Annotated in this window: 19 protein-coding genes, 1 pseudogene and 1 riboswitch; of the genes and pseudogenes, 17 read left to right on the top strand and 3 right to left on the bottom strand. The window is 35.1% G+C overall.

The window, feature by feature from the left end; translation table 11 throughout:
- Positions 1 to 19 precede the first annotated feature (19 nt).
- The gene (locus A9C19_RS12530; RefSeq protein WP_099092767.1) at positions 20 to 865 is read right to left on the bottom strand and encodes a mechanosensitive ion channel family protein; all 846 of its coding nucleotides are present in this window, start codon (positions 863 to 865) and stop codon (positions 20 to 22) included.
- Between the two features lie 413 nt (positions 866 to 1,278).
- On the opposite strand from A9C19_RS12530, the gene A9C19_RS12525 reads away from it, so the two are divergent.
- The 9 genes from A9C19_RS12525 to A9C19_RS12485 all read left to right on the top strand — a co-directional run bounded on the left by A9C19_RS12525 (position 1,279) and on the right by A9C19_RS12485 (position 7,686).
- The gene (locus A9C19_RS12525) at positions 1,279 to 1,821 is read left to right on the top strand and encodes a peroxiredoxin (protein ID WP_072580261.1); all 543 of its coding nucleotides are present in this window, start codon (positions 1,279 to 1,281) and stop codon (positions 1,819 to 1,821) included.
- Positions 1,822 to 2,253: 432 nt separating this feature from the next.
- Positions 2,254 to 2,853 carry a molybdenum cofactor guanylyltransferase gene (locus A9C19_RS12520; RefSeq protein ID WP_072580260.1) on the top strand — a complete coding sequence of 200 codons (600 nt, stop codon included), beginning with the start codon at positions 2,254 to 2,256 and terminating at the stop codon, positions 2,851 to 2,853.
- A 40-nt stretch (positions 2,854 to 2,893) separates the two neighbouring features.
- Complete coding sequence (locus A9C19_RS12515) at positions 2,894 to 4,174, top strand: molybdopterin molybdotransferase MoeA (RefSeq protein ID WP_072580259.1); 1,281 nt, start codon at positions 2,894 to 2,896, stop codon at positions 4,172 to 4,174.
- A complete protein-coding gene (gene mobB, locus A9C19_RS12510) occupies positions 4,153 to 4,662 on the top strand; it encodes a molybdopterin-guanine dinucleotide biosynthesis protein B (RefSeq protein ID WP_072580258.1) in 510 nt (169 codons plus the stop codon). The genes A9C19_RS12515 and mobB overlap by 22 nt, the downstream gene beginning before the upstream one ends.
- Positions 4,663 to 4,666: 4 nt before the next feature.
- Positions 4,667 to 5,116, top strand: coding sequence for a molybdenum cofactor biosynthesis protein MoaE (locus tag A9C19_RS12505; protein WP_420835830.1), 450 nt, complete (start codon positions 4,667 to 4,669; stop codon positions 5,114 to 5,116).
- A gap of 2 nt (positions 5,117 to 5,118) precedes the next feature.
- Positions 5,119 to 5,352 (top strand): molybdopterin converting factor subunit 1, encoded by a 234-nt coding sequence (gene moaD, locus A9C19_RS12500; protein ID WP_072580256.1) that lies wholly within the window; start codon positions 5,119 to 5,121, stop codon positions 5,350 to 5,352.
- A 7-nt stretch (positions 5,353 to 5,359) separates the two neighbouring features.
- Positions 5,360 to 6,124, top strand: a complete 765-nt coding sequence (gene modA / locus A9C19_RS12495) for a molybdate ABC transporter substrate-binding protein (RefSeq protein ID WP_072580255.1) — start codon at positions 5,360 to 5,362, stop codon at positions 6,122 to 6,124.
- Positions 6,121 to 6,786 carry a molybdate ABC transporter permease subunit gene (gene modB / locus A9C19_RS12490; RefSeq protein ID WP_072580254.1) on the top strand — a complete coding sequence of 222 codons (666 nt, stop codon included), beginning with the start codon at positions 6,121 to 6,123 and terminating at the stop codon, positions 6,784 to 6,786. Before modA ends, modB begins: the two co-directional genes overlap by 4 nt.
- A 696-nt stretch (positions 6,787 to 7,482) precedes the next feature.
- On the top strand, positions 7,483 to 7,686 hold the full coding sequence (locus A9C19_RS12485) for a cold-shock protein (RefSeq protein ID WP_072580253.1): 204 nt from the start codon (positions 7,483 to 7,485) through the stop codon (positions 7,684 to 7,686).
- A 72-nt stretch (positions 7,687 to 7,758) separates the two neighbouring features.
- On the opposite strand, the gene A9C19_RS12480 is transcribed toward A9C19_RS12485, so the two are convergent.
- Positions 7,759 to 7,938: an H-type small acid-soluble spore protein gene (locus A9C19_RS12480; RefSeq protein ID WP_072580252.1), complete on the bottom strand. Its 180-nt coding sequence runs from the start codon at positions 7,936 to 7,938 to the stop codon at positions 7,759 to 7,761.
- Positions 7,939 to 8,211: 273 nt separating this feature from the next.
- On the opposite strand from A9C19_RS12480, the gene A9C19_RS12475 reads away from it, so the two are divergent.
- Positions 8,212 to 9,222, top strand: a complete 1,011-nt coding sequence (locus tag A9C19_RS12475; RefSeq protein WP_072580251.1) for a phosphatidylglycerol lysyltransferase domain-containing protein — start codon at positions 8,212 to 8,214, stop codon at positions 9,220 to 9,222.
- Positions 9,223 to 9,255: 33 nt separating this feature from the next.
- Here the strand turns inward: A9C19_RS12475 and A9C19_RS12470 are convergent, their stop codons facing one another.
- Entirely contained in the window at positions 9,256 to 9,567 is a 312-nt protein-coding gene (locus tag A9C19_RS12470; RefSeq protein ID WP_072580250.1) for a DUF6509 family protein, read from the bottom strand.
- Positions 9,568 to 9,779: 212 nt separating this feature from the next.
- On the opposite strand from A9C19_RS12470, the gene A9C19_RS12465 reads away from it, so the two are divergent.
- The 7 genes and pseudogenes from A9C19_RS12465 (at position 9,780) to A9C19_RS22770 (ending at position 18,430) form a co-directional block, all read left to right on the top strand.
- Complete coding sequence (locus A9C19_RS12465) at positions 9,780 to 10,277, top strand: metallophosphoesterase family protein (protein ID WP_072580249.1); 498 nt, start codon at positions 9,780 to 9,782, stop codon at positions 10,275 to 10,277.
- A 928-nt stretch (positions 10,278 to 11,205) separates the two neighbouring features.
- Positions 11,206 to 12,708: a glycine betaine uptake BCCT transporter gene (locus A9C19_RS12460; protein ID WP_072580248.1), complete on the top strand. Its 1,503-nt coding sequence runs from the start codon at positions 11,206 to 11,208 to the stop codon at positions 12,706 to 12,708.
- A gap of 311 nt (positions 12,709 to 13,019) precedes the next feature.
- Positions 13,020 to 14,285, top strand: coding sequence for an ammonium transporter (locus A9C19_RS12455; protein WP_072580247.1), 1,266 nt, complete (start codon positions 13,020 to 13,022; stop codon positions 14,283 to 14,285).
- A 57-nt stretch (positions 14,286 to 14,342) separates the two neighbouring features.
- Positions 14,343 to 15,332, top strand: coding sequence for a DUF294 nucleotidyltransferase-like domain-containing protein (locus tag A9C19_RS12450; RefSeq protein ID WP_072580246.1), 990 nt, complete (start codon positions 14,343 to 14,345; stop codon positions 15,330 to 15,332).
- Complete coding sequence (locus A9C19_RS12445; protein WP_072580245.1) at positions 15,329 to 16,033, top strand: exonuclease domain-containing protein; 705 nt, start codon at positions 15,329 to 15,331, stop codon at positions 16,031 to 16,033. The genes A9C19_RS12450 and A9C19_RS12445 overlap by 4 nt, the downstream gene beginning before the upstream one ends.
- 166 nt (positions 16,034 to 16,199) lie before the next feature.
- Positions 16,200 to 16,281: riboswitch (cyclic di-GMP riboswitch) on the top strand.
- Between the two features lie 142 nt (positions 16,282 to 16,423).
- Positions 16,424 to 17,488: pseudogene (locus tag A9C19_RS22775) on the top strand (HAMP domain-containing protein); the annotation flags it as partial.
- Entirely contained in the window at positions 17,477 to 18,430 is a 954-nt protein-coding gene (locus A9C19_RS22770) for a methyl-accepting chemotaxis protein (protein WP_420835829.1), read from the top strand. The pseudogene A9C19_RS22775 and the gene A9C19_RS22770, both read left to right, overlap by 12 nt.
- Positions 18,431 to 18,984 lie beyond the last annotated feature (554 nt).

Here is an 18,984-nt window from a genome sequence, read left to right as displayed (position 1 = left end):
TTTTTGTATAAAGTTCTTTCTATTGTTGTGATTTCTTTTCCACATATACTTGGTGCGGGAATGGAATTTCAATTCCGTTTGCATCAAGTGCTTCTTTCATGCTTTGACGAAGTTTTCTTTCAACTGCCCATTGTTGCATATTTTCTGTCTTGGCAATAACACGTATTACTACATCGGACGCTCCTAAAGCTTGAACACCAACTACATCGGGGCCTTCTATTATTGAAGGTTCTTTTGCAGCCAATTTTGTGCAAGCATCTTGCAATACAGCAATTGCCTGATCAATATTGTCATCATATGAAATTCCGATATCAACTAATGCTCTCATATTTCCACGAGAATGGTTACTAACATTCGTGATCTCCCGATTAGGAACATAGTGTAGGGTTCCATCGAAGCCACGAATTTGAGTTGTACGTAACCCTACTTGTTCCACAATTCCATTAAACCCAGCCACTGTTACATAATCCTCAACATCAATTTGCTTTTCAAGAAGTAAAAAGAATCCAGTAACGACATCACTGACTAATCCTTGAGCACCAAATCCAATTGCAAGTCCAACGACACCGGCACCGGCTATAAGTCCAGATACACTGTAATCAAATATCTCAAAAATCATGACGATAAAGATAAAAGCTAGGACATACGAAACAATATTAAGGGTAAGACTTTGAAGAGTTAATGCGCGTCCAGCTGTAACATTTTCACGTTGTTGAAGACGTTCAAACATTCTTTTAATAATTTTGTTTGCAATAGCTTTTACAATAAGGAAAGCTATAAAAATGCCTATTAGCTGTAAAATAATAAGTCCTGCATCGGTCGCTAATTGAGACCAATCAATATTTTCTAGAAAATCTAAATCCATGTAAAACATCCTTTCTCCATTTCGAGAGTTCTTTCTAAGTGTACGTAATCATTATGTCATCACGCTCTAGTTTTGAAAGAAAGCACAAACTTTTATTACCCTCACTTTCTCTATGTTAAACATAATTTGTGCAAAAATGAAGGAATTAAGCTGATTTTGTCATAATTTATTGCTCTATATTCAATTTTTTTAAATGGAAGAGAGGATAAAGGCTATTCATCAAATAAAATCAATAAATTCAATGATACAAATACTAGAACGTAAGTGAAACCCTGGAAGAAATGAATGTTTTTTATATAGAATGGGGATAATGTGTGAAGAAATCCTTATGAGAAAAAAGAGGTTAAAGCACTATAGGTTACTACTAAATACATAATCAAAATAACTATATATGATATGGAGGAATTAGTTTAATGACAGAACGTATGGTAGGTAAACAAGCTCCAAGATTTGAAATGGATGCTGTTCTAGCAAATAAAGAATTTGGAAAAGTAAGTTTGGAAGAGAATATGAAGGAAGATAAATGGACAGTTTTGTTCTTTTACCCTATGGATTTTACCTATGTTTGTCCAACAGAAATCACTGCCTTATCAGATCGTTATGATGATTTCGAGGATCTTGATGCAAAAGTAATTGGCGTTTCGACTGATACGATTCATACTCACTTAGCATGGATTAAAACGGACCGTAAAGATAATGGATTAGGAACGATTAAATACCCATTAGCTGCCGATACGAACCACGTTGTATCTCGTGATTTTGGAGTATTAATAGAAGAAGAAGGTATTGCGTTACGTGGTTTATTTATTATCAATCCAGAAGGTGAGCTTCAATATTCTGTTGTAAATCATAACAATATCGGGCGCGATGTAGACGAAACTCTACGTGTCCTACAAGCATTACAAACAGGAGGACTATGTCCAGCAAACTGGAAGCCAGGTCAGACAACACTCTAACATTGTTCATCCGTTTTTTTATGTAGTGCAACGTGATTTAATAGGAGCTACTATAGGGTTAAATGAGAGGGAACGAAAGAGCAATTGATTGGTGAAAAGCTGATTCTACTATATGTTTGGTCAATAGGTTGTCAATTATGTAAGGATAGCAGAAGCCATTGGGGATGAATACGTCCAGCTTACAATGTATTTGTTAAAGAAGGAATACGCCGCAATTTTTAGGCAGGAAATAGTGGGATGAAGAGGCTCTAAACGTGTGAATCGTATTTGAAGTGAAGGAAAACAACAGACTAACGTAAAGCGGTTATGTTAATAGCAATTTTTTTAAAAGTCAGTTACGATAAAAAGTAGCTGATTTTTTTGTTGCTCAATGATACATTTGTGACAATTAGATGTGATTACTTAAAATAAACATGATTTGAGGTGAAGGGGATGTTTCAAACGATTGGTGTATTGTTAGCTGGTGGGGAATCTAAAAGATTTGGTTCGTCTAAGGCATTTGCCACTTATCGTCATCATGAGTTTTGGGAGCACTCGTTTAATGTATTAAAAAATACGACTGATCATCAATTAATAATAAGTCATCCTCGGGATCTAGATAGCTATGAACAGAAGTCTATACCTGTGCTCCTTGATGATCATCATGTAAGAGGATTAGGCCCATTAGCGGGAATTTATACAGCTATGAACCATTATAACTCGGAGTGGTATGTTGTGCTGTCATGCGATATACCAAAAGTAACACCAGAAATTATTAAGAAGCTATTAGAGTACTCTGAAGAAAATGTTCAGGCAGTCATTCCTACTATAGAGGGGAAGATTCATCCCTTAATCGGAATTTATCATCAATCGATTTTCAAACAAATTGAAACGAAACTTAAAAAGAATGAGTTAAAAATGATAAGATTACTTGATGAAATCCAAACAAAATATGTGAAAGAAGATCAATTAGGGGTAACACAGAATGCTTTTAGCAATATAAATTCACAAGAAGACTATAGAGAATTATTAAAACATGATAAACTATTTTAGGATTAAAATAGAGATTTTTAGAAATAATCGGAGTGATTTTATGGTAGAAAAAAGAAAGCCGTTGTCAGTAAAAGTAGCGATTGATAAGGTAATGAACTATGCAATAGAAGGAATAGGAGAAAAGCTTTCTCTAGATCAGAGTTATGGTCGATTTTTAGCTGAAGATCTAGTAGCTGACCATCCAGTTCCTCCATTTGATCGTTCACCCTATGATGGTTTTGCAATAAGGTCAATTGATTCTAAAAATGCACGTTCAGACAATCCAATCGAATTTGAAGTCATAGATGAAATAGGGGCTGGCTCGGTTAGTGAGTATACTCTAGGGAATATGCAGGCTATTCGAATCATGACGGGGGCTCAAATGCCTGTTGGAAGTGATGCTGTCGTTATGCTTGAATTGACAACTGTGACAAAAAGAAATAAGAAGACGTATATGACATTAAAACGTTCATTTAATGAGGGAGATAATATTTCATTTAAAGGAGAAGATACACAAGCTGGCACGGTTTTAGTGAAGAAGGGAACGTATATTACTCCTGGGGTTGTTGCTTTATTAGCGACTTTTGGCTATGATTCTGTTACCGTTTCAAGGAAACCTAAGATTGGCATTATTGCGACAGGGAGTGAATTGCTCGAGATAGGTGAACCGCTTGTACCAGGAAAAATTAGAAATAGTAATTCTTATATGATTATGTCTCAAGTTCATAGAAGTGGAGCGGAACCTGTATACTTAGGTAAATTACAGGATGATTTAGATTCCTGCTATGAAGCGGTGAAAAATGCTCTAACAAAAGTGGATTTTCTTATAACAACAGGTGGTGTATCTGTTGGTGATTATGATTTTTTGCCAGATATCTATAATCGTTTAGGGGCGAATGTCTTATTTAATAAAGTCGCGATGAGACCAGGAAGCGTCACTACAGTTGCCGAGGTGAATGGAAAACTCTTGTTTGGTTTATCAGGGAATCCGTCAGCCTGTTATGTCGGATTCGAACTATTCATGAGGCCGGTGGTACGTTATTATCTTCAATCCAGTCAACCCCATTTAAAAATGATACAGGCTACGCTTGGTAAGGATTTCTTAAAACCAAACCCTTTTACACGTTTTGTGAGAGGGAAATTAACCTATAGTGATAGTCGACTTGAAGCCTTACCGGTAGGGCTCGATAAGTCAAATGTTGTAACCTCTTTAGCAGATGCCACTGTTTTCATTACCTTACCGGGAGGAACGAGAGGGTTCAAAGCAGGTGACCAAGTTAATGCTCTACTCCTTGAAGATCAAGACGGAAGTGAGATACCATGGGCAGAGTCCTTCAAGTAGTAGGCTATCAAAATAGCGGGAAAACAACGTTCGTCATAGAGTATGTTAAAGAGGCAGTCGCACAAAAGCATCTTGTAGGAACTATTAAGCATCATGGACATCAAAGTTCTCTTGCTTATGGGGATGAAGTGAAAGATACGGGAAGACATCGAGATGCTGGAGCAACAGCTTCCCTGGTTGAAGGTAATGGCAGTTTTATTTTGACAGGCCATCTGAATATGAGCCTATTACAATTAGTCAAACTATACAAGGGATTAGGATTGGATATTATTTTAATAGAAGGGTTTAAAAAAGAGCATTATCCTAAAGTCGTTATTCTACGCTCATTAGAAGATGTATCTCTTCTACGTGACATCAGTAATATAGAGTGTGTGGTAACTAACTTTCAACTGCCCGAAGATCTCTCCGTACAATTCCCAGTGTTTACAAATCAAAAAGCGTGTATTAAATGGTTACTAGAAAACAAGGTAGGTGAGGATATTGTCTAAAACTATGTTTGAAATTGTAAGTGAACCAATTTCAGTAGAAGAAATGACAAAAAAAGTAATAAGAAACGAAGCGGGAGCTGTAACGACTTTCATTGGAACTGTTAGGGAATTTACTTATGGTAAACGTACACTTTCTCTTGAATATCAAGCGTATGAAAAAATGGCAATTAAAATGCTTGAACAAATTGGTAAAGAAATAAATGAAAAATGGGAAAATTCACTTGTTGCCATCACACATCGTGTCGGAAAGTTAGAAATAACTGATATTGCAGTTGTTATTGCTGTTTCAACTCCACATAGGAAACATGCATATGAAGCAAATGAATACGCTATTGAACGAATTAAGCAAATTGTACCAATTTGGAAAAAAGAAATCTGGGAAGATGGAGAGGAATGGGTTGGAGATCAACTTCAAAAAACACCTTATCCGACTGGAAAACCTTTGGAGGAATGAACATGATTAAAGTTTTGTTATTTGCCCATCTTCAAGAAAAAGTAGGTCAAGAAAGTATAGAAGTAGAAGAAACGGGTCTATCTGTTAAAAGATTAAAAACAATCATGGCAGAGAAATATGATTTAGGTGAGATAGAGCATGTGATGGTTGCTGTGAATGAAGAGTATGCATTAGATGATGATCTTGTACAATCAGGTGATGTTGTAGCCTTTATTCCACCCGTTAGTGGAGGCTAAAAGAAAAATGAAAAAGCTTTTTCAATTTGGAGTTTGCGTATCTGTTTTTTTTCTTTTAGTTGGTTGTTCATTGAAGGATAAAAGGATGGAGGTAACGATATCTGCTGCTGCTAGTTTAAAAGACGCCCTACAAGATGTTGAGCTTCTTTTTGAAAATGAAACCGGAATAAATGTGAATGTTAATCTGGCTTCTTCAGGCACATTAAGTAAACAAATTGAACAAGGTGCTCCTGTGGATGTGTTTTTTTCGGCAGATCATGAAAAAATGGACGAGTTAGTTAAGAAGGGATTGATAGAGCAGGATTCTGTGGTTAATCTCCTTGAGAATCGTTTAGTTATTGTCGTTTCTCCTACATTAACAATACAATCTATTAAAGAAGTTTGGGATCTTGAAAGGATATCAATTGGTACACCAGAGACTGTCCCAGCAGGTTATTATGCGAAGGAAGTACTAATTTCCCTAAATAAATGGGACGAATTGCGTAACGAACTTTTTTATGCAAAAGATGTTCGTCAAGTACTTTCATATGTAGAAACTAACAACGTAAAAGCAGGAATTGTTTATAAAACAGATTCACTTGTATCAGATAAAGTAAAGGTCTTAGATGAATTGGATCCATCATTATATTCAGAGATTATCTATCCGGTAGCAATAGTGAAAAACTCACAAACTAATAAAGAAGCGGTTGAGTTTTTTCAATTTTTACAAAGCGAAGAAGCATTGGAGGTCTTTAAAAAGTATGGCTTTAGGGATTATAGGGAGATAGAATGAACTACGAGTTCTGGGACCCAATCTTCTTATCATTACGCATAGCTTCTGTAGCAAGTGTATTTGTCATGGTAGTGGGTACTTTAATGGGACACTATATGGCGAAGAAATTAAGAAGAGGGAAAATGATTATTGAAACTCTTCTTATATTACCTCTTGTTCTTCCGCCTTCTGTAGTAGGATTTCTTTTAATTATACTTTTTGGCACAAATGGATTCATAGGAAAAATAATGATGGTTTTCTTTCAAGAAACTCTCTTGTTCACTTGGTGGGCTGGAGTGATAGCAGCAGTTGTTGTATCTTTCCCTCTGATGTACCAAGTAACAAGGACTGGTTTTGAGCATGTAGACTCTGATATTGAAAATGCTGCTAGAGTTGATGGAGCAGGAGAATGGGCGGTGTTATATTCCATTACTCTTCCCTTAACAATCAAATATATTCTCACCGGATTTGTATTAAGCTTCACAAGGTCGTTAGGAGAGTTTGGGGCTACCTTGATGTTCGCTGGAAATATTCCTGGGAAGACACAGACAGTTTCAACAGCTATTTATGTAGCGATTGATAGTGGAGAGATGACTTTAGCGTGGTTATGGGTTGGTGCAATGATTTTTATCTCCTGCGTTATGTTATTCATCATACAATTATTAAATAGGTCGACTACCTGACATTCAATTTAGCACTTATTGATCTAGTGAGAAATGATAGGAATGAAAAAAGAAAGAGGATACATACTTTCTTTTTTCGTCTTAGTTATAGACTGTCATTTCTGTAAAGCCTGTTACTTAAGGTCTCAAAAAGGCTAGCTATCTAACCATTTTGCAAAGAGGAAGACCTTAGATTTCAGGAGCGCAGTGTTTGTAGTCCTCTCTACTACCCTCAAAAGACTGCTTCTCTTTATTGTTTGAAATGAAGAGGTTCAGCAAGAAAATATTTACAAAAAAAGGTTTAAAATTGACATTACACGTCTTTTTCTTTATAGTAGTTAATAGTGCTTATTATAAATCACTAATTTTAGTGCATTGTGAATCTAGAATGATAGGATGATTAACATGAAAATTCGTTTCTACTTCAATTCACACTGGCGCGGTCAAGGAGCCGTAAGGACGAAAGAGAGGTAGGGCTTTCGTTGTTTTGAGGCTTTGCAATTTATAAAAAATAAATGAAAGAAAATATAGAGTGACGATCTGATCTATTTATCTTTTATCTACAAATCAAATATGGAGCTATATCATTCACATATTCTAAAGAATATCTACTCCGTTATTTGATATTTTTTATAATATGTGAATCTTTATTTACTCGGTAAATATCAGTAACATATTAATAAGGGACATATTAATAAATCTTTGGAGGTTTCTTTTATGAAAACGACAGGTACTGTAAAATGGTTTAACTCTGAAAAAGGGTTTGGATTTATCGAAGTTGCAGAAGGAAATGATGTATTTGTTCACTTCAGCGCTATTACTGGTGAAGGTTTTAAAACATTAGAAGAAGGTCAGCAAGTTGAATTCAACATTGTTGAAGGAAACCGTGGACCTCAAGCTGATGACGTTGTAAAATTATAATAAGCTAAAATGAATGAAGCAACTTTCATAGTAAATGGAAGTTGCTTTTTTTTACTTGTGAGTAGGGTAGTGTTACAACTCAGTCAAACTTTCAACAGGAACATACTGTTCTGCTTGTGGGTTATTTAATGGGAAAATACGGGCTGTAGCTTGTTCTTCATTTACGGACTGTATATAAACCGCTTCTCCACTATATTGAACATTAACCATTTCGCCCATAGTCGAAATTTCTCTAGCTCTATTTACATTCATATAAATCCCTCCAAAAATAAAATGACAAATTCCATTTATATCGTTACCTGAAAGGAATAAAATATACGAAATATGGATTCATAAAACAGATTTTTACAAGTTAAAAATATCTATTCTCACTTCGCTTTTATTATGATATCTTTATTTAGTGAATAGAAGGAGGGGGTTATTTTTATTATTGTAGCATTCATTTTTACTTTTTTACTTATATGTACAGTCCTGATATTCGCTTTAAAGTATTATACTAATGAAGGTGAAAAGAAAGTTCATTCGATGTCAGTTTTTAGGTTTATTCATAAATATGGTGGAGATTCATTATCTCATTTGAGTTTATTACAAGATAAAGATGTGTTTCGTTCAATTAAAAATTCAGTCATGATTTCTTATACTCCAAAAGGGAATAAATATTATGTTATTGGAGATCCATTTGGGGAACAAGAAGACTTAGATAATGGATTAAAGGAATTTATGTCGTTTGCAAAGAATCATCGAATGACACCGATCTTTTACCAGGCTTCTAGTCGTTTCTTTCATATTTTTAAGGAAAATGGATACCGCATCTTCAAAGTTGGTGAAGAAGCTAAGGTATGTTTAGAGACATTTACGATTCAGGGAAAGAAATCAGGGAAATTCCGAACAACTCTAAATAAGTTTGAAAGAGAAGGGTTTATATTTACTATAGTCTATCCTCCATTTACATCTGAGCTAATAGAAGAGTTAACGTGCATTTCTGATGAATGGTTAAATGGGAGAAAGGAAAAAAGCTTTTCAGTTAGTTCTTTTTCAAATGAATATATTGGTTTTTTTCCTATATCAACATTGCGAGATCGGAATGGGAAGTTGATTGCATTTGCAAGCTTACCTTCTGATAAACAAGAAAATGAGACGGTGAGTATAGACTTGATGAGATCGAGTAAAGATAGTCCTCCTGGTGCTATGGATATGGTGTTTATTTCAACCTTTTTATGGGCGAAGGACAATGGCTTTAAGTCGTGTAGTCTTGGTCTTTCACCGTTATCAAATGTAGGAATCGGAACAGATGCAGCTTTAATGGAAAAAATAGCAAGGTATGTTTTTTTTAACAGTTGTAGGTTCTATAATTTTAGAGGATTAAAGAGTTATAAAGCCAAGTTTGCCACAGAATGGATTCCGAGGTATGTGGTATATAAACGTACACCCCTCTTACTTGTAATGATTAAGGTTATCTTGCTTGTTAACAAACCGATTGAATATAAGAGAATTTCGTTTGCAGAAAAGTGGTTTAGTGATAAAAAGATTGTTTAAGGTAAATGAAATGAATTGAAAAAAGCGAAGATGTTAATTCATCTCGCTTTTTTCGCTTTCTTCTACAGCTATAAGTTTTTTGCAGTATGATAGAACAGGCTCTTTTTCCTCTTCATCTAACGCAAAGTCTACTATTTTTTCGGTAGATTTTTCAATGAAATCGTACTGAGCGATTTTGTAGTTTGATTGTTCAACTACTACTATGAGTTTTAACATCATGCCATTTTCGCTAAATAAATCATCGTCCTGGTCAACATCTAACATGAGGAAGATTTCGTAACGATCACCTGTAAGGATACCAAAAGGATCGTCTAGTTTTTCAATTGTAGCTTCAATAATATTCATATGTATTCTCCTTTTTTTAACAATTGTTTATAGTATTGCTAAGTTGGGATAAAGATAAACAGGCGAGTAGATGGTATGGTCACCGCCTATTTTCTAAAGCTTCATTCTTTATCACAAGCCCAGTGGAAATTAATTCATCACAACAAGTCTAGATGAAAGCATACATATTATATCTTTTAACTATAAATAAGCCAAATAATATGGAGGATTTTATGAAAATTATTGTAGTAGGGGATACTCATATTCCTAAAAGAGCAAAAAAAATCCCTCAAGTCATAAAGCGAGCATCTTTGGAGGCGGACCTAATGATTCATGTAGGAGATTGGCAAACACTTGATGTATACCAAGAATTCTTATCATTAGGAAATGTGGAAGGTGTTTATGGAAATGTAGATGATCAGGAGCTGAAAGCTATTCTACCTGAGAAAAGAATACTGCTGGTTCATTCCTTTAAAATCGGTATTTTCCACGGGCATGGAAGGACTAGCACAACAGAAAAACGAGCAATACAGGCATTTGAAAATGATAAAGTAGATTGTATTTTATTTGGGCATTCTCATATTCCGGTAATGAAATATCATGAGGATATCTTACTATTTAATCCGGGGTCAGCAACAGATAAAAGAAAACAAAAGGAATTCTCATATGGAATTTTAGAAGTTGGTGAGCAACTTCGTGCAAAGCACATTTTCTATTCGAACAGAGAATGAGCAACGAATGAGAGGTGAATTTGATATTCTATTATTTTATCTATATACTTATAGAGAATGATAAAAGATAAAGGGCAGTCAGGAACCTCCATCGATAAAAGAATAGAAAGAACGTCTTACAAGGTAAGTTGGTAAGAGGTAATGATTTCAGTTGATGATCAATTTAAATCATAAAACCATAAAGACAGTTGAATTTTATCCTAATTTAACTCAAATTAGATCCGAATTAAGTTTGAAAACTTTAAAAATGGGTATTTTACTTATGTATAGCTAGCTATTCATAAGGTTTTATTTTATTAGAAAAATTTCACGCGCTGTAAGCTAGGAATTTTTTTATAAAGATTGCATTTTGGGTTAATTTAGGATGAAATCGAACCCCCAACTACGTTTAGAAAATATTTATGAGGGCATTCTATAGGATCTTGTTACTACTCTTTGTACTAGATGCTTACATAGCTATTGGCGATTATAACGATATATAGAGAATGTAGATACAACTCATAGCTAATATCATATCAGATGAAAGATTTATGAGATCTTCCTAAGGGCATTGAATCATCTTTTTCTTGAACGGCAAAAAAGAGAAGAAGGCAGAGATTTATTGTCTATGTGATCACCTTTGTATGAAATCGTTTTATTTCCTCCCTTCTATCCATTTCTTATCTTTAGTTCTATTCTATTTGACCGTTAGTAAGCGGTTCATAAAATTGTATGATGGAGATGTACCCAAACCTTCCTTTATGAAAAATTATTCTGTAAATCTGCGTGAATAGAACCTGCTCTGACTAAGGCTTTTCACAAGGAAAACATATCGTGATATGAGTGTATTGAAAACGAAACGAATGTATTTAAAAGAGGTTGTTACTTAAATAGGGAATAACGTTTGTTTGATACAATCAGCATGATGAAACAAAAAGGAGAACGAAAAATGGAAAAGGTTTCGAAAGTTTTTTGGATTTCACTTGTATTAGCTTCTATTTTTGTCGTCTGGGGTGTTGTTGCTCCGACTCAACTAGGAGAAATGATGGACGCAACAAAAGCGTACTTCTTAAGTAGTTTTGGTTGGTTTTATCAGCTCTCAGCTACATTCTTTTTAATCTTTGCGATTTTTCTTATATTTAGTAAATATGGAAAAATTAAATTAGGTGCAGATGATGACAAGCCGGAATTTAAACGTTCAACTTGGTTTGCGATGCTATTTAGTGCTGGGATGGGAATTGGCTTGTTATTCTTTGGAGTTTCTGAACCGGTGTCTCATTTCGCGAGTCCACCTATTGGAGAAGGTGGTACGGGTGAAGCGGCGAAAACGGCTCTTCGTTACACGTATCTCCATTGGGGATTTCATGCATGGGCAATCTATGCAGTCATAGCACTTGTGTTGGCCTATTATAAGTTTAGGAAAAAGCAACCTGGATTGATGAGTGTTACTCTTACTCCTTTATTGGGAGAAAGATCTAAAGGTTGGATAGGTACGATTATTGATGTGGTTGCAGTGTTTGCTACTATCTTTGGTGTTGCGGCTTCTTTAGGATTAGGAGCTGCTCAGATTAATAGTGGGCTAAGTTATATTTCAGGTATCCCGAATAATTTTACAGTTCAATTAATAATCATTTCAGTAGTGACGTTATTATTTATAATATCTGCAAGTACAGGGGTACAAAAGGGGATAAAGTATTTAAGCAATGCTAATATGGTATTAGCGGTTCTGCTCTTACTTATCTTCTTAATCATTGGACCTACACGTTTTGTTTTAGATCTATTTACAACAACTTTAGGTGGGTATATACAAAATCTCCCTAGTATGGGCTTAAGGTTGGCTCCTTTTAATGAAAATGATGCTTCGTGGATACAAGGATGGACTATTTTTTACTGGGCTTGGTGGATAGCGTGGGCTCCTTTTGTAGGAACCTTTATTGCTCGTGTATCTAAGGGGCGAACGGTAAGAGAGTTTATGGTCGCTGTCTTGGTTATTCCTACGTTAGTATGTGCGTTTTGGTTTGCGGTGTTTGGTGGAACAGGGATATATTTTGAATTTTTTGAGGGGTTAAATGTAAGTGAACAAAGTTTGGAAACAGTTCTTTTCTTTGTTTATAAACAATTGCCATTTACTGGATTACTCATCATCGTTACGTTAATGCTTATCACTACGTTCTTTGTTACATCAGCAGATTCTGCAACATTTGTCTTAGGGATGCAAACAACAAAAGGCAGTCTAAATCCTCCACAATATGTTAAAGTCATTTGGGGTCTGTTCCTATCGGCTTCAGCTATTGTGTTGATGATGTCCGGAGGGCTAAATGCGATGCAAACAGCCATTATTGTCAGTGCGTTTCCTTTGACGTTTGTATTAATTGCCATGTCTTTTTCGATCTTAAAGGACTTTAATAAAGAGATGAAAGTTGTAAAGGGAAAACAAGTAAAAAATAAATAGAACAATGTGTTTCTGTTTTAGTCTTTGCACTATTGATAAAGTGGATGATGAAAAAAGCTGTTGAACTATAATTCAACAGCTTTTTTATTTAGTTTTAATCAGAGAGCGATATATATTGAGATAAATTACGGGTTAACGAAGTAGTATTTATGCGTTTTCAAGAGTCTCTTGTTAGAAAAACTAACATAAAATTATCAGAAATTTATAAAAACAGGTTGACATACGTTGAAATTCGTTTAAAATGATACTTAAGACACAGATGTTATATTTCCTAACATCAGAAGTTAATAAAACTACAAGGAGGAAACAGAATGGATTCTATGTTTTTGATGAACAGTCTTTGGGTTATGCTTAGTGCCATTTTAGTTATTTTTATGTTAGGTGGATTCATTTTACTTGAAGCGGGATCAACAAGAATGAAAAACGCAGGACATATCGCAGGTAAAACAATTTTCACAGTTGGTCTTGCATCACTCGTTTATTGGGCAGTAGGTTATGCATTTACATTTGGTGGGAATGGTAATTTCTTTGTAGGATTGACGGACTTTTTCTACTCAGGCGAGCAAGCAGAAGGTATGGGACTTTCAACAGCAGTATTCTTCGTTTTCCAATGTGCCTTTGCGTGTATCTCCATTACAATCGCATTAGGCGGATTTGCTGAACGTGCTAAATTATCAGTTTATCTAGTTTTTACGCTCTTATTCTCGGCACTTATTTATCCGGTTATCGCTCATTGGATCTGGGGAGGCGGCTGGTTAGCTGAGCATGGTAAACAAGACTTTGCGGGATCGACAGTTGTTCACTTAACAGGTGCTATGGCAGCTTTTGCAGCTACTATTCTATTAAAACCACGTATTGGTAAATATAATAAAGATGGCTCTGCAAATAATATTCAAGGTCATAACCAAGTTTTCACAGCATTAGGTGTTTTAATTCTTTGGGTAGGTTGGTTTGGATTTAATGCAGGAAGTACTGTAGCAGTAGATGATGGATTCTTTGGATTTGTTGCATTAAATACAAACCTTGCGGCTGGTGCCGGTGCAGTAGCAGCTCTAATTATTTCATGGATGGTATTAGGTAAATCAGACGTTCCAACTATGTTGAATGGAGCATTAGCAGGTCTTGTAGCGATTACGGCATCATGTGCTTTCGTTGATACTTGGGCGGCAGTTGTAATCGGGTTTATCGCAGGTATTCTTGTATTCTATAGTGCAAGATTCTTTGAAAAGAGAAAAATTGATGATCCAATCTTTGCTCTATCAGTTCATGGTGTTGCAGGGGTTTGGGGAACATTATCGACAGGATTTTTTGCTACACCAGAATTAGCTTCAGTTGGAAAACCAGGTTTATTCTATGGTGGTGGTTTTGATCAACTAGGCGTACAATTTATGGGGGTAGCAGCATCTGGACTTTATGCTTTCGTTGTATCGTTTGTTATTTTAGCCATTGCAAAGAAAGTAATGAATGGATTACGAGTAACAGAGGAAGAAGAAGTAATGGGATTAGATATGAGTGAACATGGAAGCTATGGTTATCCAGAAGTGTTCTCTACTCAAGATCAAAATGTTGGTTCTTAAATATCCATTCATAGTCTAGGATTTTATAGTCTGACAAATGGTGAGGAAGTGTCTTTCATGCAACCACAGTTTGATTCCTATGAATCGATAAGGGAATTTCGAGTAGATAATATCAATCGTTATAAACTACATCCTCATACATTAAATGAGTTTCACGATCAATTAATGAGAAGTGCTAGTGAGCTAGCACTTCTTCACGTTCAAAAAGAATACGGGGAGCCTCCATGTCGATATACTTGGTTTGTGATGGGCAGTGGGGGAAGAAATGAACAAGGACTTATTAGTGATCAAGATCATGGACTTGTTTATGAGGAACATTCTGAGCGAGCAGCTAGATTCTTTAGTAAATTAGGCGATGAACTTTCAAAAGGGCTTCATGAAATTGGATATCCATATTGTGAAGGGAAGATCATGAGCTCTAATTCAATGTGGTGTAAGTCTCTACGAGATTGGGATGCTCAACTTTATTCATGGATGGATGATAAAAGCTGGGAATCTATTAGGTATCTCCAAATTTTTTATGACGGGAGAGCTTTGATTGGTGATCCTTCATTTATTATTCAGTTAAAGAAGCTTATTATTGACTACCAATCGAGAGAGAAACATTTACTCCAGCGATTTTTAGATAATATTCAACACATTAAACCTTCAGTTGGACCTTTAGGACAAATTTACGTAGAATCACAAGGACCTTATGAAGGGTGTATCGACTGGAAAAAAGCGGCGTTTTTACCGTACGTAAATGCAATAAGATTATTATCTATAAAAGAGGGGCTATATCAGACCGGAACATTAGAACGTATGGACGAACTTATTGCAAAGAATGAAGGATACCAGGAACTGAAACATTATAGAGAAAACTTTATCCTACTACTTGAATATCGTACTTCCTTATACACGAAGGCAGATTCCTATGATGATGTTCATTACTTGAACATAAAAGAATTAAGTCGAGAACAAAAAAGACAAGTAAAATATCTTTTAAAAGACGGGAAAAAAATTCATCAGCTTGTACAAGGGATAATAAATAAAGGGTGTATATCATGACATTCGATCCATTGTTTTTTATGAAAGGGAAATTTAGTGCAAATCAACGAGGTCAAAGCCAACAACAGGTAGCGTATCTCCGTCAGCTCCAAAGAGAGATGCGGGTCGAAGAAACATTGCATGTTCCACTCACTGAGTTAAATGTCGTCGTATTTGATATTGAAACAACAGGCTTTTATCCTGATCAAGGGGACCAAATTATCTCAATTGGTGCAATTAAAGTAAAAGGAGATACGATAAAAGAGGAAGAAAGCTTTTATTCTCTTGTTAAATCAGAGAAGAAAATATCAAAGGAAATTGAAGAGTTAACAGGCATAACAAATGAAGAGATGAATGAAGCACCACCTCTTTCAGAAGTATTGTTTCAGTTTTTTCAATATGTTCAAGATCTTACTCTTGTTGCTCATCATGCAAACCATGAAAAAAACTTCTTACAGCATGCTTCCTGGAAGCTTTATAGAAGTTCATTTAAACATCGGTTAGTAGATATGTCCTTTCTGTATCGTATAGCGGAACCAGAATTGAACTTAATTACCTTAGATGAATGTTGCAACTATAATGGTATTCCTATCTATGGAAGGCATCACGCTTTATACGATGCAAAGCTTACTGCAAATTTATGGAGTATCTATGTGGAAAAATTAGCTAGGAAGAATTGTCTTTCGTTAAAAGATATGTATGAGGGGATAACGAAGGGATAAAGCGTGTCATTACATTGGATGTAATACACGTTTTTTCTATTTAAATACTTTTCTGAAAAAACGTATTTTATAATAGGAACATAGAGTTAGTAGTAAGCGAATATTGAAAATTTTATGAAAAAGCTATTTTCTTTTAAATGAATGAGTAGTAAAATAAGACTATATATTACTAATTTGGCAAACCTCTCGAAAGATTGGGACGCAGAGCTATAGGGGCTTATGTAGAATACTGCCAGCCAGTTGCAATGAAGTTTGGTATAAATCAATCCATTCTTTAATCCCTAATGATGAAATAAGAGATTCTCACAGTAACTGGTCCTCATACAATAATTATATTCATTTAAACATCCATGAAAAGAAATTTGTCAAACTCATAAAGGGGATTATAACATGATGAAAACGTTTTTTAATAAGCTATCAATTGAGAAATTATTTACTAATTTTACAATTAGAAAGAAGTTGATTTTTGCCTTTGCTTTTATTTTATTAGTTCCTAGTTTATTAATAGGCTTTATTTCCTATCAGTCAGCAAAAACTGAAATTGCTAAAAGTATGCTTCAAACAGCCTCTGAAAGTGTCGACCTTATTAATTCTTCATTAAATATTCAGTTAGAACCAATAACAAATGATATTCAATATTTTGCAAAGACGGTTAAAACAGCGGGTAAGGATCTTTCCTCAGATGATTTAATTAATTTAAAAATGAGATTTAATCAATATTTACAAACTAAGCATGAGGTAGAGATGATATACATGGGTATGCAAGATGGGGAAATGATCATGTCTCCAAATGTTCAATTGCCTAATGACTTTAATCCTGCTGATCGTCCATGGTACAAGCTAGCAATGGAGAATAAAGACAAAGTTGTTATTACAGATCCATATACAGATGCAAGTTCTAATATGACGACTGTTACAATTGCTAAATCTTTAAATGACCAATCAGGAGTTATTGCAGCAGACCTAGATATAGCTGCTTTAGGGAATCTCACTGATCAAGTAAAAGTGGGTGACGAAGGCTATATAACAGTTATAGATCAAACAGGAACTTATTTGATTCACCCTAGCAATCAAGGGGAAAAGGCTGAAGGAAATTGGGTAGACAAGATTTTTAGTAAGGAGAATGATGCCTTCTCATATAAATATGAAGGAAATAACCGAGAAATGGCATTTGTGACAAATGAGTTAACTGGCTGGAAAATTGCAGGCATCATGTTATCAAGTGAAACGACTGCAGCTGCCCAAGGAATATTCATAAAGACTATTCTTGTTATTTTGATATCAGTGATTGTTGGTGCTGTTCTTGTCTTTTTAATTATTCGTTCCATTCTGCAGCCAATTCGCTCTTTAGTTTCTTCCGCTGAAAGAATTAGTAGAGGAGATCTAACTCAGGATATAACGAGCTCTTCAAAAGACGAGATTGGCCAACTGTCGGCAAGCTTTATGCAAATGGTTAAGAATTTACGAATTGTCGTTAATAATATTCGACATTCTTCAGATAGTGTAAGTGCATCTGCAGAAGAATTAATTGCAAGCTCAGATCAGACAACCGAGGGCACTAGACAAGTATCAGAAGGAATCCAACAAGTTGCAAGTGGTGCTGAAAATCAAACGACAAAAATTGAAGAAAATAAACAAGCGTTGGAAGAGGTATTACAAGGAATTGTAAGTATTTCCTCGACTTCATCTAATGTAGCAGATTTAGCGCAAGAGAGTGTAAATGAAGCAGCAGAAGGTGGAAAAATTGTACAGAGTAACTTGCAGCAAATGAAATTTATCCATTCTTCCGTTGTTGAGACGAATAAGGTCATTCAGTCCCTCTCACATCGATCAACAGAGATCGGGCATATACTAGATGCGATCTCGCAAATTGCAGATCAAACGAATCTGTTAGCATTAAATGCAGCAATTGAAGCTGCAAGAGCAGGTGAACATGGAAAAGGTTTTGCTGTTGTTGCAGATGAAGTAAGAAAACTTGCAGAGCAATCTCAGAGATCTGCTGGGCAAATCGCAGAAATGATTTCTTCTGTACAACTAGATACAAAGAAATCAGTAGATTTAATGAATGATGTCTCCCACAATGCAGAAGCAGGACTTCAAATTTCACAAGAAACATCTGAAAAATTCGATACAATTCTTCGAAGAATGAATGACATGACGCCACAGGTTGAAGAAGTATCAGCCACTGTTCAGCAAATGTCTGCTGCGGTTCAAGAGGTAAGTGCATCAGCTAATGATCTTGCAGAAATAGCTAGAGAAAGTGCTGCTACATCTGAGGAAGTGGCAGCAACGACAGAAGAACAGCTTGCTTCTATGGAAGAAATTACTGCATCAGCCAAAATGTTAACTACTATGGCAGAGGAACTGCAAGAGCTTATCAAACAATTTAAAGTTTAATAGTTATTCATCTAAAAAAGATAGAGAAAAAGCTAACAGAGTTATTTACCTTTGTTAGCTTTTTTTGTCTGTATGACTACATAAAATATTGTCGAATAACTAGTTATTTCTATCTGGGAAAATTTAAGATTGGTGTGACTCTTCATTTTAAACATACTATACTAATAGTAACTTATTTATAAGGTAGGAAATAACCTTTTACTATATTCAGATAATATGGTAAACGGAAATTTTCCCGTGAAAAGAGGTACTTCTCGAGTTATCACCTTTACCAATGGAATCGAGGGAAATCTTTTATCCAATTAAACAAGCTATGAAATTAATAGGAATAGAACATATTGATGATGTTGTTGGATAAAGTATACTTGATTTTACGCATATATCATCACTGGATCATACTAATGCTGTTATAATATGTAAAGACGATAGTTTTGCCTTTATTATAATAACAATACTGTCATTACAAGTAATCATACGAGATATAACGGAGCGAAACAAAATGTAGAACTATCGTATAATTTGAAAAACTACTCCTAACAGGAGCTATCTGAATC

The sequence above is a fragment of the Bacillus weihaiensis genome, assembly GCF_001889165.1.
Classification (GTDB): domain Bacteria; phylum Bacillota; class Bacilli; order Bacillales; family Bacillaceae; genus Metabacillus; species Metabacillus weihaiensis.
This window is presented reverse-complemented; position numbering and strand designations above follow the sequence as displayed.

Coding starts and splice junctions, on each gene's coding strand:
- A9C19_RS12480 (WP_072580252.1), bottom strand. CDS start 7,938: ATGAATGTAAATAGAGCTAGAGAAATTTCGACTATGGGCGAAATGGTT.
- A9C19_RS12520 (WP_072580260.1), top strand. CDS start 2,254: ATGTTTCAAACGATTGGTGTATTGTTAGCTGGTGGGGAATCTAAAAGA.
- A9C19_RS12460 (WP_072580248.1), top strand. CDS start 11,206: ATGGAAAAGGTTTCGAAAGTTTTTTGGATTTCACTTGTATTAGCTTCT.
- modA (WP_072580255.1), top strand. CDS start 5,360: ATGAAAAAGCTTTTTCAATTTGGAGTTTGCGTATCTGTTTTTTTTCTT.
- A9C19_RS12470 (WP_072580250.1), bottom strand. CDS start 9,567: ATGAATATTATTGAAGCTACAATTGAAAAACTAGACGATCCTTTTGGT.
- A9C19_RS12465 (WP_072580249.1), top strand. CDS start 9,780: ATGAAAATTATTGTAGTAGGGGATACTCATATTCCTAAAAGAGCAAAA.
- A9C19_RS12450 (WP_072580246.1), top strand. CDS start 14,343: ATGCAACCACAGTTTGATTCCTATGAATCGATAAGGGAATTTCGAGTA.
- A9C19_RS12505 (WP_420835830.1), top strand. CDS start 4,667: ATGTTTGAAATTGTAAGTGAACCAATTTCAGTAGAAGAAATGACAAAA.
- A9C19_RS12525 (WP_072580261.1), top strand. CDS start 1,279: ATGACAGAACGTATGGTAGGTAAACAAGCTCCAAGATTTGAAATGGAT.
- moaD (WP_072580256.1), top strand. CDS start 5,119: ATGATTAAAGTTTTGTTATTTGCCCATCTTCAAGAAAAAGTAGGTCAA.
- A9C19_RS12530 (WP_099092767.1), bottom strand. CDS start 865: ATGGATTTAGATTTTCTAGAAAATATTGATTGGTCTCAATTAGCGACC.
- A9C19_RS12455 (WP_072580247.1), top strand. CDS start 13,020: ATGGATTCTATGTTTTTGATGAACAGTCTTTGGGTTATGCTTAGTGCC.
- A9C19_RS22770 (WP_420835829.1), top strand. CDS start 17,477: ATGCAAATGGTTAAGAATTTACGAATTGTCGTTAATAATATTCGACAT.
- modB (WP_072580254.1), top strand. CDS start 6,121: ATGAACTACGAGTTCTGGGACCCAATCTTCTTATCATTACGCATAGCT.
- A9C19_RS12475 (WP_072580251.1), top strand. CDS start 8,212: ATGTCAGTTTTTAGGTTTATTCATAAATATGGTGGAGATTCATTATCT.
- mobB (WP_072580258.1), top strand. CDS start 4,153: ATGGGCAGAGTCCTTCAAGTAGTAGGCTATCAAAATAGCGGGAAAACA.
- A9C19_RS12515 (WP_072580259.1), top strand. CDS start 2,894: ATGGTAGAAAAAAGAAAGCCGTTGTCAGTAAAAGTAGCGATTGATAAG.
- A9C19_RS12445 (WP_072580245.1), top strand. CDS start 15,329: ATGACATTCGATCCATTGTTTTTTATGAAAGGGAAATTTAGTGCAAAT.
- A9C19_RS12485 (WP_072580253.1), top strand. CDS start 7,483: ATGAAAACGACAGGTACTGTAAAATGGTTTAACTCTGAAAAAGGGTTT.